The following is a 23008-nucleotide window of genomic DNA, read 5'->3' as shown; positions in this document are numbered from 1 at the left end:
AGGAACTGGTGGCGGCGGAACTGGCGGCGGTGGAACTGGCGGCGGTGGAACTGATAGCGGTGGCAGCACGGGTGCGGTCCCTACTGACAGTGCCAAGGTAGTAACAACAATCAAAGAAAACATAGATGGAACCCGCTCGTCTTTGACTGAAGTAGCAGCTGAATTTATTTCAAAGGCAATGAACGATCCTGAATTTAAGAAAAATCCGTTAATCATTATTAAGGCTGATGAAAAAACGGCAACTCAGAGCAGCCAATTCCAGATAGATTTAAGTTTGTTAACAAATATTAATAATAACTCGAAGGAAGCTGTACTTATTCTGGAATCATCATCGGGCAAGCTTCAGCTTCCTGTAAATTCATTGTTCTCGGCAATTTCCGGGTACAGTGGTTCGGAGCAGAGGGTCGTCATTACGATTGCTCAAGCTGCAAGCGACTACAAAGCCAAATTGACTACTCAACTAAGCAACTCTACTAGTATTACGTTGGGATATCCAATGGAGTATCAGGTTAAGCTGATTGGAAGCGGTCAGGATCGCATTCTTTCCAGTTTCTCTGATTATGTCAGTCATATGATGAAATTCAACGTAAACCAAGATGCAAAGGCCGTCTATACAGGTCTAACTTATGATCTGGTCACTGAGACCTACGTTCCTGTTCCGACCACCTGGGAATGGAAGGATGGAGTTTTGCAGGTGACTATGAAGCGTAAGGGGAATTCTGTATATACTGTTGTTCAAAACCATGCTCAATTTAATGATTTGAATAACAGCAATCCATTTAAAGACAGTATCTTAGCTTTAGCTAACCGAAGTATCATTAAAGGTTATTCTGATGGAAGTTTCAAAGCAGAATCGGTTGTCACGCGTGCTGAATTTGCCGCCATGCTTAATCGTGCCTTAGGTATTATGCCGAAGCTTCAGGCTTCTAAAAGCTTTAAGGATGTTAAGAATGGAGTTTGGTATTCGTCGCAGGTAAATGCAGCCGTCGACGCTGGCCTCATAAACGGCTTTGCGGATGGGAATTTCCGCCCGAGTCAAGAAATTACGCATCAAGAGATGATTGTTATGCTGGTCAACGCGCTGAAGTATGGCAAAACGGACACTACAGTAAATAAAACCTCTTCACCTGTGTTGCCTGATAAATTGCCGGATTGGGTAAAGCCTTATTATGTTATTGCCCAAGATAATGAAATATTGCCGACGAACAGTCCATTTCAATTTCAGGCGGGTAAGAAAACTGAGCGTCAAGAAAGTGCGTTGCTATTGTACCAATTGATGAAGGTACTGAAGCTTACAAATGCCGAATAAAGAAGTCGGTGAATTGTGGGTTTTCTGGTTCACATCTCGTTCTATAGGCATTGAATTAAAGTGAAAGACACCCTCAAGGTGTCTTTTTTGTTGTCTATATGGCACTTTCAGAAGAAGCATGTAAATTTAATTGCTTGGAATGTAATGTACTCACCAATAATTCTGGTCAGAATTTTATATAGAAAGGGTTGATTTTATCACCCCGATTTGCTACCATACGATGTAACTTAATAGTTATTGTTTTCTAGGGTTCCGCAGCTGGTGCACAGCTGGTCTGGTCCGAGGGAAAACGCACGAACAGCATCGTTCGTGTTTACACGGAGGGATAAAAGCCCGGGAGGTATCGTTATAAATGACGATGACCTTCCGGGCTTATTTGTTTGTTTCGTGGGCAATTATAAAGTTAGTGAATTGAAGGAGGGCTTGGAATGAAGAACAACAATTCAGAGTGGTTAAAGGTAGTTGGTGCAGCTGTTTTCGAGGTCATGTGGGTCATTGGCTTAAAACATGCCTCCACGATGTGGGAGTGGCTGATAACTGTGGTAGCTATAATAATAAGCTTCTATGTGATGATTTCAGCGAGTACCAAATTGCCGGTCGGTACAGTATACTCCGTGTTTGTTGGTCTAGGAACTGCAGGTACAGTAGTTGCGGACATGGTTTTATTCGGAGAACCGTTCAAGTTGATGAAGCTGGTTCTAGTGGTTATTTTGCTGGCAGGCGTTATAGGATTGAAAATGGTGACCAAAGAAGCCGAAGTAGAGGGGGAGTCTTAAATGGCATGGGTATTTCTGGTCGTTGCTGGTTTATTTGAAATGTTTGGAGTAGCTATGATTAATAGGTTGAATAAACACCGGAATTTCTTGTCGTTCGCACTGCTCTTTCTTGGTTTCGGAGCAAGTTTTCTGTTTCTGTCTTTAGCTATGAAGAGTCTGCCGATGGGAACAGCATATGCGGTATGGACGGGGATCGGCGCATCCGGCGGAGCGATTCTGGGGATGATATTGTATGGAGAGGCCAAAGACTGGCGCCGGATCGTCTGTATTATTATGATTCTGGGGGCCGCTGTGGGACTAAAGCTGATAGCTTAGTTTAGTATTCATTCTTTACTTTTTCTCTTCAAAAGAGCGATTAGTTATAAATTGGACACGATTCAGATGTTTAGAAAGGTTCTTATAGGTCGTATAAAGTAAGTATACAATACTTCAATAAGGGGATTTTTAATATGACTAAGGATTCAATCGAACATTTGGCTGAAATCACAAAAATGAACCAATCTAACCGCATACTGCTTCCAGATGGAACGTCACTTCCCAGAATTGGGCAGGGAACTTGGAATATGGGTGACGACAATTCCCGTAGGGAGGAAGAGATTGCTGCCCTGCGATTAGGCGTGGAACTAGGCATGGATTTAATAGATACGGCTGAGATGTATGGGGACGGACGCTCGGAGCTTTTAGTGGGTGAGGCTATCCAAGGCATTCGGGATCAAGTTTTCTTGGTGTCAAAAGTCTATCCACATAATGCCGGTAGTGAGCGCCTTATCCGCAGCTGTGAAGAAAGCTTGAAACGCTTGAATACGGATCATCTTGATCTTTATTTGCTGCATTGGCGGGGGGATATCCCACTAGAAGAGACTGTTGTAGGAATGGAGAAACTGGTCTCTCAAGGAAAAATAGCAAGATGGGGTGTATCCAATTTCGATATCGACGATATGAAAGAGCTGCTTGGTATTGAAGGGGGAACTCATTGTGCAACCAATCAGATTCTATATCATCTAGGGTCCAGAGGAATTGAAACTGAACTGCTGCCATGGCAGAGAAGTCACAAGATCCCGGTAATGGCTTACTCACCGCTTGCTCAAGCAGGTTCACTCCGAAAAGGAGTGGTCGAGAGTGAAGTCGTTCAGGAAATCGCCCGTGTTCATAACGTAACACCACTTCAGATTATGTTAGCTTGGACGATTCGCGAAGAGGATATCATTACGATTCCAAAAGCATCTTCTCGTGAACATGTCATTGAGAATGCCTCTGCAGGTTTAATTACGCTAAGTGAAGAAGAAAGATGGAAGCTTGATGAAGCCTTCCCAATACCATCTTGGAAAGTTCCGCTGGATATAATTTAAGATCAGATTAGCCAAAAAAGCTCACCGAAAAGGTGGGCTTTTTTAGTTGTGATAAATCCAATGTAGGCTGTGATCATACGGATATTGGAGGGTCTAAGAGAATGGTGCTTGTTATAATGATGAGCCTGTGGATGGCAGGGGAGCTGATCAGGAACGGAAGTCTTGCGAACATTCGCAGGCTTCCGTTTTTTCTTGGGTCTGAACCCTTGTACATGGCTGGTAAGGTAAATAAGCTGCTTTTTGGAAAAGGGTGCGGATGGGCAATCGGAGTGGATGGCATCCGGAGCAGGTTTGGTTTAGAGGTACGAGGGAGTTGGGAAGATGAGGGATTAGCGTGCAACGCAAGGTTTATTTCATAGATATAAGTCTCACTGGTCAGAATAACGAAACAGGTTCTTCTGGAGGTGTTGAACCGCCAAAGTAAATAAATCCAAACCATCCTTATTTTCCGGGTCGGATCAAAAGCTAGTTGGCTTCTGTATGGGCTGTGGCAGGAACTCTTAAATGTTGTCAACAATGATCATGCCGAAACCGTGTTTTCAATTTGATGACAAAGAAAGCGTTTTAATTTAGGATGTGACCATAAGGGATAACCTTTAATGCATTTAAGTAAAGAAGGGTCCCATTCAATAATTAAAGGGGGCATTTTAAATGGCCACAACAGCAACACAGAAAAGTTCATCCGGTGGTGTACGGGTGAAAGTTCAACAATTCGGCCGTATGCTAAGCGGAATGGTGATGCCGAACATCGGCGCATTTATCGCTTGGGGGTTAATTACGGCATTATTTATTCCTACAGGCTGGTTTCCTAATGAAAGCTTGGCGAACTTAGTAGGTCCAATGATTACTTACCTGCTGCCACTCCTGATCGGTTATACCGGCGGGCAGATGATACATGGCAAACGCGGAGGTGTAATCGGGGCTATAGTGACGATGGGCGTTATTGTCGGCTCGGACATTCCAATGTTCCTCGGCGCAATGATCGTGGGCCCCTTAGCCGGTTGGGTACTGAAGCAATTCGACCGTGCAGTTGATGGCAAAATCAAAGCCGGCTTCGAAATGCTGGTTAACAACTTCTCACTTGGTATTATTGGGGGTCTTCTGACTCTCGGGGCATACAAAGGAGTCGGACCCCTTGTACAAGGTCTAACTAACTTGCTGTCCGACGGTGTGCAGGTATTAGTTAATCATGGCCTGCTACCACTCGTTAACATCATTATTGAGCCAGCTAAGATCTTGTTCCTGAACAATGCGATTAACCACGGAATACTGAGTCCAATTGCGGCAGAGGAATCTGCGAGAATAGGTAAATCTATCCTGTTCATGCTGGAATCTAACCCTGGTCCAGGTCTGGGTATCCTGCTTGCTTACTGGCTCTTTGGACGCGGATCGGCAAAATCGTCTGCTCCTGGCGCCGTAATCATTCACTTCCTGGGTGGGATTCACGAGATTTACTTCCCGTACATCTTAATGAATCCTCGCTTGATCCTGGCTGTTATCGGTGGTGGTGTTACAGGTACATTTACGTTCCAATTGCTTGGTGCAGGGCTTACAGCCTCACCTTCTCCTGGTAGTATCTTCGCCTACATCGCAATGACGCCAAAAGGTGGATTCTTCCCGATGTTCGCAGGTGTAATCGTTGCAACTGTTGTATCTTTCCTGATTGCTTCGCTGCTACTGAAAACTAGCCGTAAGAATAACGAAGATGAGGATGATCTGGAAGAAGCAGCAGCTAAAGTGAGAGAAATGAAATCTGCAGGTACTGTCGCTCAATCAGCAACTACTGTGAATCATGCAATAACTCCTGGAATTGCTGCGAACGTAGCTGGGAATGTCCGCAACAAAGCTGACGTCAATAAAATCGTCTTCGCTTGTGATGCTGGAATGGGTTCTAGTGCCATGGGCGCGTCTGTACTAAGGAAGAAACTGCAGAGCGCAGGGGTGAACATTACCGTCGTTAACTCCGCAGTCAGCGAGATTCCGTCTGACGCAGACATTGTAGTGACCCAGAAGACTCTGACCGACCGGGCGATTGCCAGCAACCCTAACGCAGAGCACATCTCTATTGATAACTTCCTGAAGAGCCCGAAATATGATGAGCTTGTGGAACGTTTGAAGTAAAGAGAGTGGGTGAACGATAATTTATATTTGTTATCAAAAAGGAGACGCTGGCCCCCAAGCCAGCGTTTGTCTCCATATAAGGCGAGGGTTCCCCACATGAGGAAAATAACCGCCAGGCAGCGTCAAATGATCTCGCTGCTTTTAGAGGCAAACGAAGAGATCACGGCCGCAGAGATTGCGGGAAGTACTGGAGTCAGCGTCAGAACCGTGCACCGGGAAATGGAAGACATCGAAAAGGTCTTGCAGGATTTTGGACTGGATCTCATCAGAAAGTCGGGAAAAGGTATTCAATTGAGTGGCTCGGAGAGCGGGCTGACAGAGCTTCGCCTATTTCTGCTGGAAGAGAAGCCGGTAGAATATTCGGGCGAGGACCGTAAGGTGTATGAGCTATGTTCCCTGCTTGAAGCGGAGGAGCCAGTGAAGCTGTTCGCCCTGGCTCATTCCTTAAAAGTTACCGTGGCAAGCGTCAGCTATGACCTTGACGAACTGGAGCCGTGGGTCCGTAAATTCGGCCTGCAGCTGGTGCGCAGAAGAGGGTACGGTGTTGAAATAACCGGAGGCGAGATGGATAAGCGCCGGGCCATTGGCCGATTGGCCGCCGAGCATCTGGATCAGTCTGATCTGGTGGGGCACAATCTGCAGGGTGAGGGGAATCCGGTCTTCAAGATGCTGTTGTCAACGGTGGGCAAAAGCAATCTGATGGATGTTGAGAATACCCTGTGGGACATGGAATGGAATTGGACGGCTGAACTGCCGGAGATTGTCTACATGGAGCTGCTGCTCGGATTATCTGTTGCTGTACGCAGGCTGGAACTCGGAAGGGGCATCAGCAATGCCGAAGAAGCTGGTTATTCACGGCTGTCGGATCACTGCAATATTGCAGATGCAGAGGATTTTGTAAGGCGACTGGGAGAGACGCTGGAGTTTCAATTTCATAGGACAGAAATTCTATATATCGCAGGCTTGTTTGACTTGGCGCAGGACTCCTTTTCCTCCGCGGGCTACGCTTACGGCGACATTGAACTGATGGAGATCGTTTACCGGCTGACGGAAAGTGTCATCAAGCGGACCGGAATTCCATTTCAGACCGACCGTTCTTTACGGGAAGGGCTGCTAGAGCATATTGATCCGGCGCTAAAACGGATTCGTGAAGGCACAAGGATTCGTAATCCCCTGCTCGTTCCTATTCGCAGGGATTATGAATATCTGTTTACTATAGTTCGGGCGGCAGTGGAGGATATACAGCTGGAGCTGGAGATTCCGGATGAAGAGATCGGGTTTCTGGTCATGCATTTTGGCGCATCTGTGGAAAGGCTAAATCAGCTCAGGCGCAATGTGCGGGCGATTCTGGTGTGCGCCAGTGGACTTAGCTCCTCCCGGCTGCTGGCTACAAGGCTTACGAAAGAGATGCCGCAGATCGAAATTCTCAGGAATATTTCCTGGTATGAGGCAGCCCGCCTGCCGCAGGAAGATTATGATCTGATCATCTCAACCATTGATCTTCCGTTGGATAAAGACCGCTATATCAAAATCAGCCCCCTGCTGACCGGGGAAGAAATAGAGAAATTACTGAATTACATCCAGAATACTACGTTGAAGGAACGAAATACACCTACCGCTGGTGAGCCGGACCCTACGGTTCGTGAGGAAGCGTCTTTGGACCGCCTGAAGAGCTATAAAGGAATTCTGGATGAGATAGTCAGATTGTTGGAACGTTTTCAGTTCCATCCGCTGGATAATAGCGGAATGAGCCTTTCCCGGACACTCGCCGCGATGCTGGATCTGCTGAACGGCAGCGGAGTCGTCGGGGATGCCGAGATTCTTCTGGAGCGTCTGCTGGAGCGAGAAAGAATGGCCAGCCAGGTAATCCCGGATACCGGACTGGCGCTTTTTCATACAAGGAGCAGCCATGTTCTGATGTCTTCCATAACGTTATACCGGCTCCGGGAGCCTGTTTTACTGGGAGGAGATACCGAAGTCAGGGTTATTCTGTTGATGCTCGCCCCGCGCAAACTTTCTAAGGAAAGCCTGGAAGTGCTTAGTGAGATCAGCGCCCTGCTGCTAAATTCAGAGCTTGTAAGACTGCTTGAAGAACGGTCGGAGCTGGAAATTCGAGGCTATTTGTCGTCGGAGTTGCTACGTTTTTTTGAAAATAAAATGTGAAAGCGAGAGAAACCATATGAGTATACTGTCAGAGAATAAAGTAATTATGAATGGTGCCGCAAAAGATAAATATGAAGCGATCACTATGGCTGGCCAGCTGCTGGTAGATGCAGGACATGTAACGGAGGAATATATTCCCAAAATGCTAGAGCGGGAAGAGGTAGTCTCCACATACATGGGTGAAGGCTTGGCCATTCCGCACGGGACCAAGGATGCCCGGCCTTTTATCCAATCTACAGGATTGTCCATCGTCCGGTTTCCGGATGGTGTGGATTTTGGAGGGGAGGAGCCTGCGTTTGTGGTAATCGGAATTGCGGCTGCAGGAGACGGACACATGGAAATATTGACAAATGTGGCGATGATCTTTAGCGAAGATGATGCGATCGAACGGGTGATGAGTGCGGGGACACCTGCGGATGTCATTGCCATCTTCGAAGGAGGAGTTGAGTAATGAAAGCAGTCCATTTTGGTGCGGGAAATATCGGCCGCGGATTTATTGGTCTGCTGCTGTCAAAGGCAGGGTATGAAGTATGCTTCGTGGATGTGAATGAAGCGTTCGTCTCCCAGCTTAAGGAGCGTGGTGAATACCCGGTAACGCTGGCCAGCGAAGGCCAGGAGACGGTTACCGTTACAAATGTGACAGCACTTAGCAGTATAACTCATGCCGACGAAGTAGCTGCTGCCATTGCTGAAGCAGATCTCGTTACGACAGCTGTTGGCGTGTCAATTCTGAAGCATATCGCCGGAGTACTTGCCGAGGGCATCGGCAGACGAGTGGCGGTTTCCTCGACACCTCTGCATGTGATTGCCTGTGAGAACGCCATTGGCGGGAGCGCTCAGCTCAAAGATCTTGTGTACGCACAATTGGATGAAGCAGCCCGCGGAAAAGCTGATGCTTCTGTAGCATTTCCTAATGCAGCAGTGGACCGGATTGTGCCACTGCAGCAGCATGAAGATATTCTCAAAGTTGTGGTAGAGCCATTCTATGAATGGGTTGTGGATGCATCGCAAATGCTTCCGGGCTATACCCCTGTTGAAGGGATTCACTACGTAGATAATCTGGAACCTTATATCGAGCGCAAGCTGTTTACAGTAAATACCGGACACTGCTCTGCAGCTTATCTTGGCTACCTTCGTGGCTATGAGACCATTCAGCAAGCCATGGGCGATGAGGAATTGACAGCGCGCGTCCGGGAAGTTCTAGAAGAAACCGGAGCAGTGCTGGTGAATAAACACGGCTTTGATCAAGCGGAGCACAGCAAATATATCGATAAAATCCTCGAACGCTTCCGCAATCCGGCGTTGACGGATGAAGTCTCCCGGGTTGGCCGCTCGCCAATCCGCAAGCTGTCGCCGAACGACAGGCTCGTATCCCCGGCACTTCAGGCTTATGATCGGGAACTGAGCTATTCGGCTCTAACCCGTTCCATGGCGACAGCGCTGCTGTTTGACGTGAAGGATGATCCAGAGGCCGTAGAGCTACAGGCATCCATTGCTGACATCGGAGTTCCGGCAACCGTTACGAAGTATACAGGCATTGCCTCAGGTCATCCGGTGCATCAGTCGGTTATGGCAGAATATGAGCAATTGAAATTATGAAATGCAAAAGAACCACAGGGGCAGAAATAGCCACTGTGGTTCTTTTGCTATACCTTTAGCTGTTCTCAATAATTGTCTGTAGTGTAGTCCGGTCAAGGCCTTCTACCAGTTTGATCAGAAGCTCTTTAGCAGCATCGTAGTCATCACTGTGAATCACTGAGGAAGCGGTGTGTATGTAGCGGGAGCATATTCCGATTACTGCGGAAGGAACGCCAATTCCACTAACATGAACCTGACCTGCATCTGTTCCGCCTTGGGATACAAAATACTGATATTTGATCCGGTGGGTATCCGCTGTATCTTGTACATATTCAATCAGACCGCGATGTGTAACCATCGTAGGATCAAAAATACGCAAGAGAGCTCCTTTGCCCAGATGGCCAAATGCCTGACTATCACCCGTCATATCGGCAGCAGCGCTCGCGTCCAGACCGAAGAAGATGTCTGGTGACAGGAGATTAGCCGCAGTACGTGCGCCCCGAAGACCTACTTCCTCTTGTACAGTGGCACCAGCGAAAACGGTATTTGGCAGCTTTTTACCGTGCAATGCTTTAACTAGTTCAATGGCGAGACCTACGCCGTAACGGTTATCCCAAGCTTTCGCCAAGATTTTTTTCGGATTAGCAAGGGGAGTGAATGGACAAATCGGCAGAACCTGTTGGCCTGGTCTAACGCCAAAGCTTTCTGCTTCTTCACGGCTGTCTGCACCGATATCAATATACATTTTGCTGATTTCACCAGTCTTACCACGTTCTTCATTGCTTAGCAAATGGATAGGCGTACTGCCAACAACTCCGGTCAGCGTTCCTTTAGGTGTAATGATATGTAGGCGCTGGGATGCAACAGCAGAGGCAAGCCAGCCGCCAAGTGGTTGAAAACGGATCATTCCGGTGTTAGTAATTCCGGTTACCATGAAACCTACTTCGTCAAAATGCCCGGCGACCATAATCTTTGGCCCGTTCCCTTCGCCCCGCAATACGCCGAACAAACTACCGAGACGATCCTGTACGAACTCTTCAGTATAAGGAGTCATAGCATCCTTGACGTAAGCGCGGAGTTCGCGTTCAAATCCTGGGGCTGAGGGAAATTCGGTAAGTGTTTTGAACATGTCCAATGTTTCTTGATTCATATGAATTCACTCCTTTATTAAAATATAAGAACACATTTATACATCATTCTTATATTTCTACGAGAAACGGATGTTATCCATAATGGATCACATCGTTATTTCTTCCTGCAACCTAGTATGAACATTCTGGGCTCACTTGTCCATGACAAGAGACAATGAACACCGGGCACGAGCTCCACGAATACTATGCATTAGAGGCTTTGGTGGCAGGAGCCTTAGAGAGGATGCGAAGATGAATGAGGGTAGCGGGTAGCGTACCCCCAAGAAGGGTGCAGGGAGGATTATCAAGTAGGAGCCTACAAGGAAACGGAACGCGCAGACGATACTGGCGCCACAATCCAAGGGAAAGAGAAGCAGTACTTATTTTTGTGCTCTTTTTATTGCTGATTGTTGTGTTACTGTATTTTTCCTGAACTGGAGGGACATAACGAAGCGGAGGATGGCAAACAATAAGGAAAACTTCTAAGCGAAGAACAACTTAAGGGGCTTAAAGTGAGTACTATGATGCTTGTCAGCCCCCTTCGCCTAACTTTCAGGAGGTGCCTCAATGCCGGCGAAAACTAAGAAATCGGGTGTCAAGCTGAAGCTTGACACCCTGACTCCACAAGATTATGAGAAATTGTCCAAGCCTTTTGTTCCTGCTAGGCCCGTATTCAAAAACTGCATACGAGCGTTTATTGCTGGCGGCATAATCTGTGTTATTGGACAAGGGATTCAGGAGGCTTTTATGGCAATCTTCGATATGACCTCCAAAGAAGCCGCCAGTCCGACAGTCGCGGTGATGATCCTACTCTCTGTAATTCTGACCAGCTTTGGCGTGTACGACAAAATGGCGCAATGGGCTGGTGCAGGAACTGCAGTTCCTGTGACCGGGTTTGCAAACAGTATGTGCTCTGCAGCTCTGGAGCACCGCGCTGAGGGGCTTGTACTTGGTGTAGGCGGCAATATGTTTAAGCTTGCGGGTTCGGTCATCGTATTTGGTGCCGTCGCTGCTTTCATAATTGGTATCGTCTATATCTTTTTGGGCACAGGAGGTGCACACCATACATGAAACAGCTTGGTAGTCAGACATGGGAGTTCACGAACCGTCCCGTTATTTTAGGCTCTTCCGCAGTAGTTGGACCGGAAGAGGGAGAAGGTCCTTTAGCTTCAGACTTTGATTTTATATTTGATACGCTGGAAATGGATGAGAAGACATGGGAGAAGGCCGAGCGCGCTCTGTTCGAGAAGGCTTCCCATCTGGCTCTGATTAATGCGAATATCGATAAACAAAAGCTGGAGTTTTTTGTCGGCGGAGATTTGATGAACCAGATTATCAGCAGCTCTTTTGCGGCCAGAAAATTGGGTGTGCCTTACCTCGGAGTCTTTGGTGCTTGCTCAACCTCTATGGAGAGCCTTGCGATTGCCTCAATGATCGTTGATTCTGGTGGCGGTAAGTATGCGCTAGCGGGAACATCCAGCCATAACTGTACAGTAGAGAAGCAGTTTCGTTATCCAACGGAATATGGTTCACAGAAACCCCCAACGGCGCAATATACAGTAACAGGCTCAGGCTGTGCTGTAGTGGGACAGAATGACGGCTCTGGTAGCCATCCAGTCGTGGTCTCAGCCACATTAGGACGTATTATGGATCTTGGTTTGACAGATCCTTTTAATATGGGGACGGCTATGGCACCTGCGGCCGCGGATACAATCACTGCCCATTTTCGGGATACAGGTCTATCGCCCGGGCACTATGATTTAATTGTTACTGGCGACCTGGCATCCGTGGGGTTACCTATAGCCAAAACCCTGTTGGCCAAAGAGGGAATTCCTATGGAGCAAACTACTTTTAATGATTGTGGTCTGCTTATCTACGACTTGGAGAAACAGAAATATGTGATCGCTGGTGGAAGTGGCTGCGGGTGCTCAGCGGTTGTAACCTATGGTCATATCCTTAAGCGGTTAAAAAAAGGTGAACTTAAACGGGTGCTCATAGTGGCAACGGGCGCACTTTTATCGCCTTTGTCTTATCAGCAGGGAGAGAGTATTCCATGTGTTGCTCATGCCGTATCCATAGAGAGCGGAGGTCAAGCATAATGATGATTTACTTATGGGCTTTTCTGATTGGAGGAGCCATTTGCGTTATAGGGCAGCTGATGTTCGATGTATTGAAGCTGACACCTGCACATACGATGAGTACCCTAGTTGTAGCCGGAGCGATTGCTGATGCTTTTGGTATCTACGATCCACTTGTGAAATTTGCGGGTGCTGGAGCAACCATTCCGATCACAAGCTTTGGGAACTCCTTGGTTCATGGGGCATTAACGGAGCTGGAGCGGGATGGCTGGATCGGTGTAGTTACGGGTATTTTTGATATTACAAGTGCGGGCATCTCGTCAGCTATTGTGTTCTCCTTTTTGGCAGCTTTAGTTGTACGGCCGAAGGGGTAAAGTTGATGCTGCATGAAAAGGTTGTCGTCAGAAAAAGACGGCAGCCTTTTTTTGTTATTTTAAAATTGTAGGATGTTTCATCTTATGGTTTTTTTTGTATCCTCACTTCGTGATCTTCAACAATGTACTTTGGGTCCCCTAATCATGTAAAATATAAATAATACTGCTTATTCTGGTTAGGAGGATCATATATGCCCGTACGACAAGAATCGATGCACACTATGAATGCTGTACGCACTAATTTGGAATCCTGCATACTTGGAAAATCATTTGAAATACAATTACTGTTAACCGCTCTGCTTGCTGGTGGTCATGTATTGATCGAGGATGTACCGGGAACAGGAAAAACCCAGCTGATACGAGCACTTTCAAGATCAATGTCGGGTGAATATCGCCGGATTCAGTGTAATCCAGATATACTCCCGAGTGATATTACAGGTGTATCTGTCTATCACCCTAGGGATGAGATGTTTCATTTCCGGCCTGGTCCGGTGATGACGAATATTTTGCTAGCCGATGAAATTAACCGTGCTACTACGAAGACACAATCCGCACTTCTGGAAGTGATGGAGGAACGAAACGTTACCGTAGATGGTGAGACGTATCCACTTCCTCATCCTTTCATGTTATGCGCTACCCAGAATCCGATAGACTTTGAGGGAACCTATACTCTGCCAGAAGCCCAATTAGATCGATTCATGCTGAGAATTAGCCTTGGATATCCTGATGCAGCGACGGAGAAGAATTTATTGCTGAGCCATCAGGAAGGCCAACCGGTGGACAGGCTTTCGCCAGTAACAAGCATGGAACAAATTGCAGGAATTCAGGAAGAGATCCGCGACATCTTCATGAGCGATCCCGTGCTGAATTACTTGTTAGATATTGTGCGGCAGACAAGAGAACATCCACTGGTAATGCTGGGTGCAAGTCCACGTGCCTCACTATCCTTTATGATGGCTTGTAAAGCTTATGCCTTTTTGCAAGGCCGAGATTACGTTCTGCCTGATGATGTGAAGATCCTTACTCCATTTGCCTTGGGACATCGTATATTGCTGCGTCCAGAGTCGCGACTAGATAATATTAGCGTAGAATCTTTGCTTCAAAAGCTTCTGCAGAGCATCCATGTGCCTGTTACGATGAGGCAATGATATGAGACGTTATTTGTCGTCGGTTGCAGCCATCATTCAGCCATCTAAGCTTGCAAGCATCCTTGTAATTTGGAGTATTACACTCTTATATGTACTTTTTCAGGGCGGGAAAACTGCATTTATGTTGTTTATCATGGTCTCTGTACTTATTGCATATTTGATTGCTGGAGGTTTAGGAGGCGTTCGGCGAGCTAAGGGCACTCGCAGTCTTTATTCTGAACAAGACAAGGGGGATTTGCTCTCTGCCGGAGGGCATCTTCGTGTAAAACTAAAGATTACAATTCCCGGGATTTTGCCCTTGCCTTACGTTGTTGTAAGGGAGGTTCTTAAGCGGCATAATGGAGAATCGTGGGTATTTGAGGAAAGTGTAGTCCCAAGCCTCAGAGGCATTGGGGAACTAAAGTTTCAGACACCAGCCTTAGAGCGTGGAACTTACACATTCTCTAATACAGATATTATCAGCCAAGATATATTTGGGCTTGTCGAGCATAAGGGAACATTTTTATCGGAAGGACAATTTCAGGTTTTGCCTCGTGCGATCTACGTTCCGCGCTGGCAGTTATATGAGAGAAAATCTCGGCTATCCGGGCCGCAGGCTTCCGTTGTTCAATCTCGGCGTGAAACCACACAGATTAATGGCGTCCGTGACTATGTATATGGTGATCGCTTGACGCGAATTCACTGGAACGCAACTGCTAAGACAGGCTCTTGGAAATCCAAAGAGTTTGAGCATGAGTCGATTCCCAAAACCATTCTAGTCCTTGACGGAAGCACATCAGCTTATATGAATACGAATCAATTCGAATTAGCAGTTTCGGTGACGGCATCACTCCTCGGCTTCGGCATTCGGGAGAGAATTGGAATTGGTCTATGTTGTTTGGATAAGTCGACGAAGGTGTTCGCACCTGTTGAAGGTGCTGCTGAGCGTCAGAAGATGATTCAATATTTAATCGATCTAAACGCTGAGGGGCGCGGTCCGCTTATCTCCCGATTGGAAAAAGGATATCGTATGTTTCCTAAAGGCTCTTACTTTGTGTTAATTAGTCCACAGCGTGGACAGCCTGTACTTGATGCCCTACGTTGGGCTGACAGCAGAGGAATGACTGCTTCTCACATTCATGTGCGAAATTCCGCAGAGATAAGTAGAGGTAACGATTGGATAGACGTCCTTAGATCTCGTGGAATAACCGGCTATGGTATTAGCTCGCTTCAAGAGCTTCCCTCAGTGTTAGGAGGGGAAGGTTGATATGAGAACCTGGTGGAATCAGATAAAATTCTCCTGGCACCGTTCCGTCGGCCTGTTATGGCTATTGATTATTGCACAGCAGTGGATTTCTTATACGGAACCCATCTGGCTTAATCAAACCACTGCTTCTGTATGGGCTGCCCTGTTAACGATTACCATCATTGAGATTTTTATTCCTGTTAAAGTTCAATTCAGACTGATTATAGAAGCAGCAGCTATTATCTATATCGTTTATCGCAACATTACTAATTATGGAATTTATGTTTCAGATCCATGGGCTACAACCCTTCTTGATAAGCTTCAGGATATTAGTGTGTATATGGTGCCGTATATCTGGTTTGCTCTTGGTGCCTCTGCCTTGTTGTTGCTATCGTCTTGGTGGGTATCCTCGAAGAAGCGTATCTTATGGTTTATAGGAATGAACATTGTAGCGCTGGCTGCGCTTGATTCCTTTACATCTATTGTTTTGTGGCAGGAAGTGGCTTGGACGGTATTTGCGGGTATGGGCTGGCTTGTCAGCCAGCACCTAAGAAGTTTTCAGTTACATTATCCGCGTGGATGGGTACATTTGCTGGAATATCCCTCGAAAATAGTCATGAATATCGCAATCGTCTTCTCTCTGGTTATTTTAATCGGTGTAAATATGCCGGATGTAAGGCCTACTTTGAAGGATCCTTATACGGCGTGGCAAGAGTGGAATGGAATTGGAAAATCTTCTGGTAAGAGCACAACTGGAACAACAAACTCCAATACGGGTTCAGGTTCCTCTGTTAACAATACTTCGTCAGGCTATAGTCTGAATGATGACAACCTGGGCGGGGGCTTTAACTTCGATTATACCCCGGTGATGACAGTGGTTTCAGATTTACGTATTTATATGCGAGGAGAAACACGCAGAGTCTATTCTGGAAGTGGATGGTCGGATAAGGATCGATTGAAGCGAGGACCTTTAGAAGAGGTGGAGACGGGGAAATCCTTGGAGCAAAATGCGGCTTCTAAGGTCACTACCCGCACATTGAAACAGACGGTTAAAGTGCTTAACAATAATGAATTTCCGGTGTTATTCGGTGCTTATTCTGTAACTTCGGTGGATTCATTGAATGGTGAGGCAGCTGGGAAGGGTCTTTTCTGGAGAGATCGTGATAGTGAGCTTCTATGGGATATAGACGGGAAGAAACTCGACTATCCTTCGACCTTTGAGCTGACTTCTGAAGTTCCGGTCATTCCTGTTCAGGAATTGACAGCAAAGACCTATAAGGAACTATACAAAGGGAATGATCTGGAGGAAAGCTTTCTTCAGCTGCCTGATGACTTCCCTCAACGGGTTAAAGATCTGGCCGAGGAAATTACAGCACAAGGAACAACACCGTATGAAAAAACAGCACTTTTGCAACAATACTTACAACAAACCTTTCCATATACCAACAAGCCGGATATAACACGTGTTTCAAGTGAGGATTTTGTAGATGGTTTTTTGTTCGAGCTGAAGGAAGGTTACTGTGATTATTATTCTACGGCATTAGTCACTATGGCACGTTCCCTAAACATCCCTGCAAGATGGGTTAAGGGTTATGCACCTGGAGAACAGGCGGAATTGCCTATGAATTTGGCGCAGCAGGTAGGTACCGCAAATAATAATTACACGATTACCAATGCAGATGCCCATTCCTGGGCAGAGGTCTATTTTGGTGAGTATGGTTGGATTCCTGTTGAAGCTACACCAGGGTTTAATACTCCTCTCCTAACTAAGAATGAGCAAATACCTGAGACAGATCAGGAAGATCAAGATGAAATGGCAGAACCAACACCTGCACCTGTGACTAATGCACAAGCAGATCAAGGCTTCCATGTGGGTTTATGGGTAGTTTTGGCAGCAGTGGTTGTATTATTATCCTGGACTATTTTTAAAGTTTGGCATATTCGCTTTAAGTTGCGCTTCTTCGTTCAACAGATGCGAATGGGCCGACCTTTAACGCCTGATCAGAAAGTTGTGGCTGAAACTGAGCGTTGGGTAAGGTATTTGCATCGTAAGGGAATGATGAAGGAAGAGCATGAAACATTGCGTGAAGCCGTAGTCCGCTGGAGTCAGGAACGACCTGCTGTGGCCAATCATCTTTCTTCACTGCTAACGATGTTTGAACAAGCAAAGTATAGCCCTGATGTTATTGAAGACAAAGACTGGCAGAGCGTGTATACTGAAGCTTTGCGGCTGCGGAGAACGATAAGATCCAAGAAATAGCGTTTAGGCAGTAAATCATTGCTATAGATTTATTTGCGTAGCGCATGGAGTATGTTATAGTTTTTTGTATGAAATCGAGGTGAACGTATTGTTTGAAATGTTAGTTCCCAAACTCCGGGTGAATACGGTATTCGATATTTCTCTAGAAGAGCTGTATCGACAGGGATACCGTGGAATCATTACGGATCTGGATAACACACTGGTCGGTGCCAAAGCGCCTGTGGCTACTCCGGAGCTGTTGTTGTGGTTTGAGAAGGTGAAGGAAGTGGGCTTTAAGCTCATCATCGTATCCAATAACAACATGGACCGGGTGTCACGCTTTGCTACACCGCTTAATATTGAATTTGTGCATCAGGCTCGGAAACCGAGTAATGCTCCTTTTCTCAAAGCGATGAAGCAGATGGAGTTACCACCGGAGCAAACGATTGTGGTGGGCGACCAAATGCTTACAGATGTATACGGCGGCAATCGGCTTGGCCTGTATACCGTATTGGTGCTGCCAATCTCCGTGAAGGATGAAGGGTTCGGCACAAGATTTAATCGTCGGGTAGAGCGAGTGGCTCTGACACGGCTTCGTAAAAAAGGATTGTGGCACGAGGAGGAAAAATAGTAATGAACGAACAAAGTGAAACACAGCGTCCTGAGAAGTGTAGCGGTTGTGGTATCAAGCTTCAGATGGAGCATAAGGATCAACCAGGATACCTTCCGGAAGTCGCACTAGACCGGGACCCTGTGATTTGCCAACGCTGTTTCCGGATTAAGAATTATAACGAGGCTTCATCTGTTTCTGTGAACCAGGATGAATTTCTTCGCTTGCTGAGTGGAGTAGGGGAGAAGAATGCACTTGTTATTCATATTGTTGACATTTTCGATTTTGAAGGCAGTTTGATTTCCGGTCTTCAGCGGTTTGTCGGTAATAACCCAGTTATTCTTGCAGTGAATAAATGTGATCTGCTACCTAAGGTTACGAACTGGAATAAACTGCGTAACTGGATGCAACAACGCTGTAAAGAAGAAGGATTGCGGACAGCTGAAATCGTACTTTGTAGTGCGAAACGTAATCAAGGCTTTGATCGTTTACTGGAAGCCGTAACAGAGCTGCGTGGTGAGCGTGATGTTTATGTAGTCGGTGCAACGAATGTAGGGAAATCTACGCTTATCAATCGTCTGATTTCGGACTACAGCGATTTGGAACAGGAGTTAACCACTTCACGTTACCCTGGTACTACACTTGATACGGTCAAAATCCCACTAGATGATGGCCACTATATTATTGATACACCAGGGATCGTGTATCCATGGCGTTATAGTGAACTAGTTGAGCGTCAGGATCTGGATGCAGTTATGCCAGCCAATCCGTTGAAGCCTGCCGTCTATCAGTTGAATGAAGGACAGACGTTATTTTTCGGTGGACTGGGACGTTTTGATTTCGTGCAAGGTCCGCATCAATCGTTCACTTGCTTTATTAGTGGTACTTTAAAAATCCATCGCACCAAACTGGAGCGTGCAGATTCCCTTTATGCGGACCATCGTGGTGAAATGTTGTCTCCTCCAGGAAGTGACCGGATGGACAAGCTGCCACCATGGCAACGGCATGAGTTCCGAATTAATAAAGGCAGTCGGAGCGATCTATATATTTCAGGTTTGGGCTGGATTAAGGTTAATGGGACAGAAGGCGCAGTCGTGGCTATCCATGTTCCGCGTGGTGTGAAGGTGCTTACCCGCCCTTCGATGATCTAACGGGGAGGCTATTACAGTGTCTTTGATAACTGCAACCGAGGGCTACAATACCGGGAATATTTTACTGGGCGTAATGGGAGATCCTATTATACAATCAAAATCGCCTATTATGCATGAAGCAGCACTCCAAGCATTGGGAATTCCGGGTGCTTACGTGCCGCTTCATATCCTTCCAGACAATCTGGAGAATGCGGTGCAAGCGATTCGCACCCTTGGATTCCGTGGGGTAAATGTGACGATTCCGCATAAGGTTGCGGTGATGGCTTATGTAGATCTATTAGATGAAAGTGCGGTAGCCGTTGGTGCAGTCAATACGATTGTTAACAATAACGGAATACTCACCGGATATAATACGGATGGAATCGGTTATGTACGTTCGCTTAAAGCGGAAGCTATTTCTGATTTGTCAGGTACGAAGATTATGGTGATTGGAGCGGGCGGCGCAGCAAGAGGAATTGTTGCCGCACTGCTTCAGGAGAAGCCTTCGTCTATCCTTATCGCTAATCGCAGTGTTGATAAGGCACAGGACTTGGCTGCAGAGTGCCAGAGCAAAGGGAATGTGATCGGGATTAGCATGAACGAAGTAGCGGAAATGCTAGATGGTATTGATGTACTGATCAATACAACTTCCGTAGGCATGTATCCTCACATGGATGAGACACCTATAGATCCTGAACTGCTTCGTGCAGGGATGGTCATAAGTGATCTAATTTATAATCCACTGCGCACTCGTCTATTGTTAGAAGGACTTGAACGGGGTTGTACGATTCATGGAGGCCTCGGGATGTTTGTCTATCAGGGGGCTTATGCACTGGAGTATTGGACAGGACAGCCTGCGCCTACGGAAATCATGCGAAAGACCATACTCAATTGTCTGGGTGGAAAAGAATAAGAAATGGATTCATCAATTTAGGGTAATAATATATGTTAATTAAGGAGTTATTCATTTATGTTAACTGGTAAACAAACACGGTATCTTCGTTCATTGGCGCATCACCTCGATCCTATTTTCCAAGTGGGCAAAGGTGGAGTAAACGATCACCTCGTACGCCACATTGAAGAAGCTATTGAGAAGCGTGAGCTTATGAAGATTAGTATACTGAGCAACAATATTGAGAATCCCAAGGAGATCGGTGCTGCGCTGGCTGAACAATCGGGTTCTGAGCTTGTACAAGTGATCGGAAAGACCATTGTCTTGTACAAAGAATCGCGTGACAACAAAACCATTGAGCTGCCCCGCTAATACCTGAAAGCATACTACCGAGGAGGTCGTCCTCTTGAAAGTTGGAATTATGGGAGGTACCTTTGATCCTCTTCATATTGGACATATGATGGCAGCGGAAGCAGCCAGAGAAACTTATGGACTTCAAGAAGTATGGTTTATGCCTTCGCATATTCCGCCTCATAAACATGAGGCAGGGGTATCTGGAGCAGATCGGCTGGCAATGGTGGAGGAAGCGATACACAATCATGAAGCTTTTCGCACATTAGATTGGGAAGTTGTCAGAGGTGGCGTTTCCTATACGTATGAGACCATAAGACGGCTGCAAGAGACGTATCCGCATTTCGATCTTTATTTCATTATCGGAGCGGATATGGTCCAGTATTTACCGAAATGGAACGAGATTGAAGAGCTTGTGCAGCGGCTTACATTTATCGGCGTAGGTCGTCCGGGGACACCTCTTGATCTAGACGTTTTGCCAACCTATATAGCAGAGAAGGTACTGCTAGCAGATATGCCTCTGGTTGATATTTCGTCAACGATGTTAAGAGAACGGGCTGCAACTGGCAAATCCATACGTTATATGGTACCTGAGGCAGTGTTCGAATATGTTCAAAGGAGTGGATTGTATGGCATACAGCCGCGAAGCTCTGATTGAGGCGGTCTCGACACAAATGCCTGCTAAGCGTTGGAAGCATACACTGGGCGTCATGCAGTCATCCATTCAACTAGCGGAGCAATATGGCGCTGATCCTGAGCGTGCGGAGACAGCGGCAATTCTGCATGATGTGGCCAAGTATTGGCCTGTGGAGAGAATGAAGGAGATTATCGAGCAGAATCATCTGAACTTGAATCTTCTGAAGCATGACAAACAGCTGTGGCATTCGGAAGTAGGTGCCTTTGTAGCAGAGCAAGATTATGGGATCACAGATCCAGATATTCTTAATGCAATCCGTTTTCACACCTCAGGTCGTGAAGATATGAGTTTACTTGAGAAAATTGTCTGTCTCGCCGACTATATCGAGCCTGGCCGCGATTTTCCAGGGGTTGATAAGATACGTAAGCTGGCAAAAGTAAGTTTGGAAGAAGGACTAGTCGCTGGATTTGATTCTACGATTAGTTTGCTACTGGAAAAACGCCGAGTGATCTTTCCGTTAACGGTACTGGCGCGTAATGATTTAGTTAGAATATTGGAGGATAAAATATGAGTGTACAACCAAGCAAGCTGTTAGAACTGGCCCTTAAGGCTGTGGAAGATAAAAAAGCAATGAACGTAGTGGCATTAGATCTGCGTACTGTTTCACCGATTAGTGATTACTTTGTTGTCTGTCACGGTAATTCGGATACTCAAGTTCAGTCCATCGCTACCGAAGTCCGTAAAGTGGTCCATGAAGCAGGCGGCGTAATTAAGGGGATCGAAGGAATGGATTCAGCACGTTGGGTGCTGATGGATCTTGGAGATGTTATTGTTCATATTTTCCACCGCGATGAACGTGAATACTACAATATCGAGCGTCTGTGGTCGGATGCGAAGGTAGTGGAGACTGTATGAGCCTGATTGCAGGAACTACAGTTACACTTAATGTAGTAAGAGAGGTATCCCCATACGGATTTTTCCTGAACGCAGGAGATCAGGATGTTATGCTGCATTATACGGAGCTTACCGAGAAGGTTAAGACAGGCGATAAAGTTGAAGTCTTTATCTTCTTCGATACCGAGGATCGTCTAGCGGCAACAATGAAGAAACCGTTTCTAACATTGGGCGAAATGGCCTTATTGGAAGTGGCTGATATCCATCCGCGTCTAGGCTGCTTCTTGGAAATGGGTCTCGGACGGCAGCTGCTGCTGCCCATTCGCGAGCTTCCGGAGCTTCCAGAGCTGCGCCCTCAGATCGGCGACTATGTGTATGCGATTATGGAGCATGATAAACAGGGACGTCTTCGTGCTAAACTAGCCGGAGAACAGGAACTAGCTCCGTTAGCTCTTCCTGCGCCTGAATCCTGGATGGGACAGACTGTGACAGCCCGGGTCTACAAACCGCTGCAGATGGGGACTTTTGTTCTTGTAGATGCTGGGGTTTTAGGCTTTGGTATTATCGGTATGGTCCATTCCTCTGAACGGAGTCGTCTACTACGTCTTGGAGAGCAGTTCGAAGCACGTGTCTCCCATATTCGCGAGGATGGTCGGGTTAACCTTTCTATGGGGCTTCGTAAAGAAGTAGGCATGGATGTAGACTCTGCCACGATTTTAGAATTCTTGCATGCCCGTCCGGGTGGAGCGATGCCTTATTCGGATGCAACACCACCGGATATTATCAAGCAGCGCTTCGGAATTAGTAAATCAGCCTTTAAGCGTGCGCTTGGAAAGCTGATGAAGGAAGGCCATATTACTCAAAAAGAGAATTGGACGTATCTTGCTCCTAAGGAAGAGGAAGATTCAACCGAGGGAAATGAAGGTACAACTGAATAATTAAAATATAAGAAAGTATAAGTTTCACACGATACTTTATCCTTATATTTCTCGCTTAAACGCTTA

The 23008-nt window shown here is 46.4% G+C and carries 24 protein-coding genes and 1 riboswitch; of the genes, 23 read left to right on the top strand and 1 reads right to left on the bottom strand.

The features are described from left to right. The 9 genes from CA600_RS27385 to CA600_RS27345 form a co-directional block, all read left to right on the top strand. Positions 1–1309, top strand: a 1309-nt coding sequence (locus CA600_RS27385) for an S-layer homology domain-containing protein (RefSeq protein WP_143812208.1), incomplete at its 5' end; no start/stop codon positions are given. A gap of 233 nt (positions 1310–1542) precedes the next feature. After that, positions 1543–1651, top strand: a riboswitch (guanidine-I (ykkC/yxkD leader). A gap of 86 nt (positions 1652–1737) precedes the next feature. Then, positions 1738–2085, top strand: coding sequence for a DMT family transporter (locus CA600_RS27380; RefSeq protein ID WP_094874297.1), 348 nt, complete (start codon positions 1738–1740; stop codon positions 2083–2085). Continuing rightward, positions 2086–2400 carry a DMT family transporter gene (locus CA600_RS27375; protein ID WP_042125359.1) on the top strand — a complete coding sequence of 105 codons (315 nt, stop codon included), beginning with the start codon at positions 2086–2088 and terminating at the stop codon, positions 2398–2400. A gap of 134 nt (positions 2401–2534) precedes the next feature. Continuing rightward, positions 2535–3434, top strand: coding sequence for an aldo/keto reductase (locus CA600_RS27370; protein ID WP_306440418.1), 900 nt, complete (start codon positions 2535–2537; stop codon positions 3432–3434). Between the two features lie 101 nt (positions 3435–3535). Further along, complete coding sequence (locus CA600_RS27365) at positions 3536–3793, top strand: hypothetical protein (protein ID WP_094874296.1); 258 nt, start codon at positions 3536–3538, stop codon at positions 3791–3793. A gap of 292 nt (positions 3794–4085) precedes the next feature. Beyond that, positions 4086–5555, top strand: coding sequence for a PTS mannitol transporter subunit IICB (locus tag CA600_RS27360; protein WP_094874295.1), 1470 nt, complete (start codon positions 4086–4088; stop codon positions 5553–5555). A 96-nt stretch (positions 5556–5651) separates the two neighbouring features. Beyond that, positions 5652–7718 carry a BglG family transcription antiterminator gene (locus CA600_RS27355; protein ID WP_094874294.1) on the top strand — a complete coding sequence of 689 codons (2067 nt, stop codon included), beginning with the start codon at positions 5652–5654 and terminating at the stop codon, positions 7716–7718. Between the two features lie 16 nt (positions 7719–7734). Continuing rightward, positions 7735–8169, top strand: a complete 435-nt coding sequence (locus tag CA600_RS27350) for a PTS sugar transporter subunit IIA (protein ID WP_094874293.1) — start codon at positions 7735–7737, stop codon at positions 8167–8169. After that, a complete protein-coding gene (locus CA600_RS27345; protein ID WP_094874292.1) occupies positions 8169–9317 on the top strand; it encodes a mannitol-1-phosphate 5-dehydrogenase in 1149 nt (382 codons plus the stop codon). The genes CA600_RS27350 and CA600_RS27345 overlap by 1 nt, the downstream gene beginning before the upstream one ends. A 55-nt stretch (positions 9318–9372) precedes the next feature. Here the strand turns inward: CA600_RS27345 and CA600_RS27340 are convergent, their stop codons facing one another. Continuing rightward, positions 9373–10446: a M42 family metallopeptidase gene (locus CA600_RS27340; protein ID WP_094874291.1), complete on the bottom strand. Its 1074-nt coding sequence runs from the start codon at positions 10444–10446 to the stop codon at positions 9373–9375. 547 nt (positions 10447–10993) lie between these two features. On the opposite strand from CA600_RS27340, the gene spoVAC reads away from it, so the two are divergent. The 14 genes from spoVAC (at position 10994) to CA600_RS27270 (ending at position 22942) form a co-directional block, all read left to right on the top strand. Beyond that, on the top strand, positions 10994–11497 hold the full coding sequence (gene spoVAC, locus CA600_RS27335; RefSeq protein WP_042185955.1) for a stage V sporulation protein AC: 504 nt from the start codon (positions 10994–10996) through the stop codon (positions 11495–11497). Beyond that, positions 11494–12525 carry a stage V sporulation protein AD gene (gene spoVAD / locus CA600_RS27330; protein WP_094874290.1) on the top strand — a complete coding sequence of 344 codons (1032 nt, stop codon included), beginning with the start codon at positions 11494–11496 and terminating at the stop codon, positions 12523–12525. The genes spoVAC and spoVAD overlap by 4 nt, the downstream gene beginning before the upstream one ends. Positions 12526–12527: 2 nt before the next feature. Then, positions 12528–12878: a stage V sporulation protein AE gene (spoVAE, locus tag CA600_RS27325; RefSeq protein WP_036675923.1), complete on the top strand. Its 351-nt coding sequence runs from the start codon at positions 12528–12530 to the stop codon at positions 12876–12878. A gap of 191 nt (positions 12879–13069) precedes the next feature. Further along, complete coding sequence (locus CA600_RS27320) at positions 13070–14026, top strand: AAA family ATPase (RefSeq protein WP_076284318.1); 957 nt, start codon at positions 13070–13072, stop codon at positions 14024–14026. 1 nt (position 14027) lies between these two features. Next, positions 14028–15272 carry a DUF58 domain-containing protein gene (locus CA600_RS27315; protein ID WP_094874289.1) on the top strand — a complete coding sequence of 415 codons (1245 nt, stop codon included), beginning with the start codon at positions 14028–14030 and terminating at the stop codon, positions 15270–15272. A 1-nt stretch (position 15273) separates the two neighbouring features. Continuing rightward, a complete protein-coding gene (locus tag CA600_RS27310; RefSeq protein WP_094874288.1) occupies positions 15274–17511 on the top strand; it encodes a DUF4129 domain-containing transglutaminase family protein in 2238 nt (745 codons plus the stop codon). A gap of 88 nt (positions 17512–17599) precedes the next feature. Next, positions 17600–18121 carry a YqeG family HAD IIIA-type phosphatase gene (locus CA600_RS27305; RefSeq protein WP_094874299.1) on the top strand — a complete coding sequence of 174 codons (522 nt, stop codon included), beginning with the start codon at positions 17600–17602 and terminating at the stop codon, positions 18119–18121. Positions 18122–18123: 2 nt separating this feature from the next. Next, positions 18124–19251, top strand: a complete 1128-nt coding sequence (gene yqeH / locus CA600_RS27300) for a ribosome biogenesis GTPase YqeH (RefSeq protein WP_094874287.1) — start codon at positions 18124–18126, stop codon at positions 19249–19251. A gap of 16 nt (positions 19252–19267) precedes the next feature. Next, positions 19268–20143 (top strand): shikimate dehydrogenase, encoded by an 876-nt coding sequence (aroE, locus tag CA600_RS27295; protein ID WP_256990039.1) that lies wholly within the window; start codon positions 19268–19270, stop codon positions 20141–20143. A gap of 57 nt (positions 20144–20200) precedes the next feature. Then, positions 20201–20494: a ribosome assembly RNA-binding protein YhbY gene (gene yhbY, locus CA600_RS27290; protein ID WP_042185967.1), complete on the top strand. Its 294-nt coding sequence runs from the start codon at positions 20201–20203 to the stop codon at positions 20492–20494. Positions 20495–20528: 34 nt separating this feature from the next. Beyond that, positions 20529–21131: a nicotinate-nucleotide adenylyltransferase gene (locus CA600_RS27285; RefSeq protein WP_094874286.1), complete on the top strand. Its 603-nt coding sequence runs from the start codon at positions 20529–20531 to the stop codon at positions 21129–21131. Then, on the top strand, positions 21103–21681 hold the full coding sequence (yqeK, locus tag CA600_RS27280; protein WP_094874285.1) for a bis(5'-nucleosyl)-tetraphosphatase (symmetrical) YqeK: 579 nt from the start codon (positions 21103–21105) through the stop codon (positions 21679–21681). The genes CA600_RS27285 and yqeK overlap by 29 nt, the downstream gene beginning before the upstream one ends. Next, positions 21678–22025 carry a ribosome silencing factor gene (gene rsfS / locus CA600_RS27275; protein WP_042185972.1) on the top strand — a complete coding sequence of 116 codons (348 nt, stop codon included), beginning with the start codon at positions 21678–21680 and terminating at the stop codon, positions 22023–22025. The genes yqeK and rsfS overlap by 4 nt, the downstream gene beginning before the upstream one ends. Then, entirely contained in the window at positions 22022–22942 is a 921-nt protein-coding gene (locus CA600_RS27270) for a CvfB family protein (protein WP_094874284.1), read from the top strand. The genes rsfS and CA600_RS27270 overlap by 4 nt, the downstream gene beginning before the upstream one ends. The last annotated feature ends 66 nt before the right edge of the window (positions 22943–23008 follow it).

This window comes from Paenibacillus sp. VTT E-133280 (genome assembly GCF_002264385.1).
In the GTDB taxonomy this organism is placed as follows: Bacteria; Bacillota; Bacilli; order Paenibacillales; family Paenibacillaceae; genus Paenibacillus_AQ; species Paenibacillus_AQ nitricinens.
The sequence above is the reverse complement of the archived record's forward strand: the minus strand, read 5'-3'. Positions and strand labels throughout refer to the sequence as shown.

Coding starts and splice junctions, on each gene's coding strand:
- CA600_RS27310 (WP_094874288.1), top strand. CDS start 15,274: ATGAGAACCTGGTGGAATCAGATAAAATTCTCCTGGCACCGTTCCGTC.
- CA600_RS27270 (WP_094874284.1), top strand. CDS start 22,022: ATGAGCCTGATTGCAGGAACTACAGTTACACTTAATGTAGTAAGAGAG.
- CA600_RS27360 (WP_094874295.1), top strand. CDS start 4,086: ATGGCCACAACAGCAACACAGAAAAGTTCATCCGGTGGTGTACGGGTG.
- yhbY (WP_042185967.1), top strand. CDS start 20,201: ATGTTAACTGGTAAACAAACACGGTATCTTCGTTCATTGGCGCATCAC.
- CA600_RS27315 (WP_094874289.1), top strand. CDS start 14,028: ATGAGACGTTATTTGTCGTCGGTTGCAGCCATCATTCAGCCATCTAAG.
- CA600_RS27320 (WP_076284318.1), top strand. CDS start 13,070: ATGCCCGTACGACAAGAATCGATGCACACTATGAATGCTGTACGCACT.
- CA600_RS27375 (WP_042125359.1), top strand. CDS start 2,086: ATGGCATGGGTATTTCTGGTCGTTGCTGGTTTATTTGAAATGTTTGGA.
- spoVAE (WP_036675923.1), top strand. CDS start 12,528: ATGATTTACTTATGGGCTTTTCTGATTGGAGGAGCCATTTGCGTTATA.
- CA600_RS27340 (WP_094874291.1), bottom strand. CDS start 10,446: ATGAATCAAGAAACATTGGACATGTTCAAAACACTTACCGAATTTCCC.
- yqeH (WP_094874287.1), top strand. CDS start 18,124: ATGAACGAACAAAGTGAAACACAGCGTCCTGAGAAGTGTAGCGGTTGT.
- CA600_RS27365 (WP_094874296.1), top strand. CDS start 3,536: ATGGTGCTTGTTATAATGATGAGCCTGTGGATGGCAGGGGAGCTGATC.
- spoVAD (WP_094874290.1), top strand. CDS start 11,494: ATGAAACAGCTTGGTAGTCAGACATGGGAGTTCACGAACCGTCCCGTT.
- CA600_RS27380 (WP_094874297.1), top strand. CDS start 1,738: ATGAAGAACAACAATTCAGAGTGGTTAAAGGTAGTTGGTGCAGCTGTT.
- CA600_RS27355 (WP_094874294.1), top strand. CDS start 5,652: ATGAGGAAAATAACCGCCAGGCAGCGTCAAATGATCTCGCTGCTTTTA.
- spoVAC (WP_042185955.1), top strand. CDS start 10,994: ATGCCGGCGAAAACTAAGAAATCGGGTGTCAAGCTGAAGCTTGACACC.
- yqeK (WP_094874285.1), top strand. CDS start 21,103: ATGGCATACAGCCGCGAAGCTCTGATTGAGGCGGTCTCGACACAAATG.
- CA600_RS27370 (WP_306440418.1), top strand. CDS start 2,535: ATGACTAAGGATTCAATCGAACATTTGGCTGAAATCACAAAAATGAAC.
- CA600_RS27350 (WP_094874293.1), top strand. CDS start 7,735: ATGAGTATACTGTCAGAGAATAAAGTAATTATGAATGGTGCCGCAAAA.
- rsfS (WP_042185972.1), top strand. CDS start 21,678: ATGAGTGTACAACCAAGCAAGCTGTTAGAACTGGCCCTTAAGGCTGTG.
- CA600_RS27345 (WP_094874292.1), top strand. CDS start 8,169: ATGAAAGCAGTCCATTTTGGTGCGGGAAATATCGGCCGCGGATTTATT.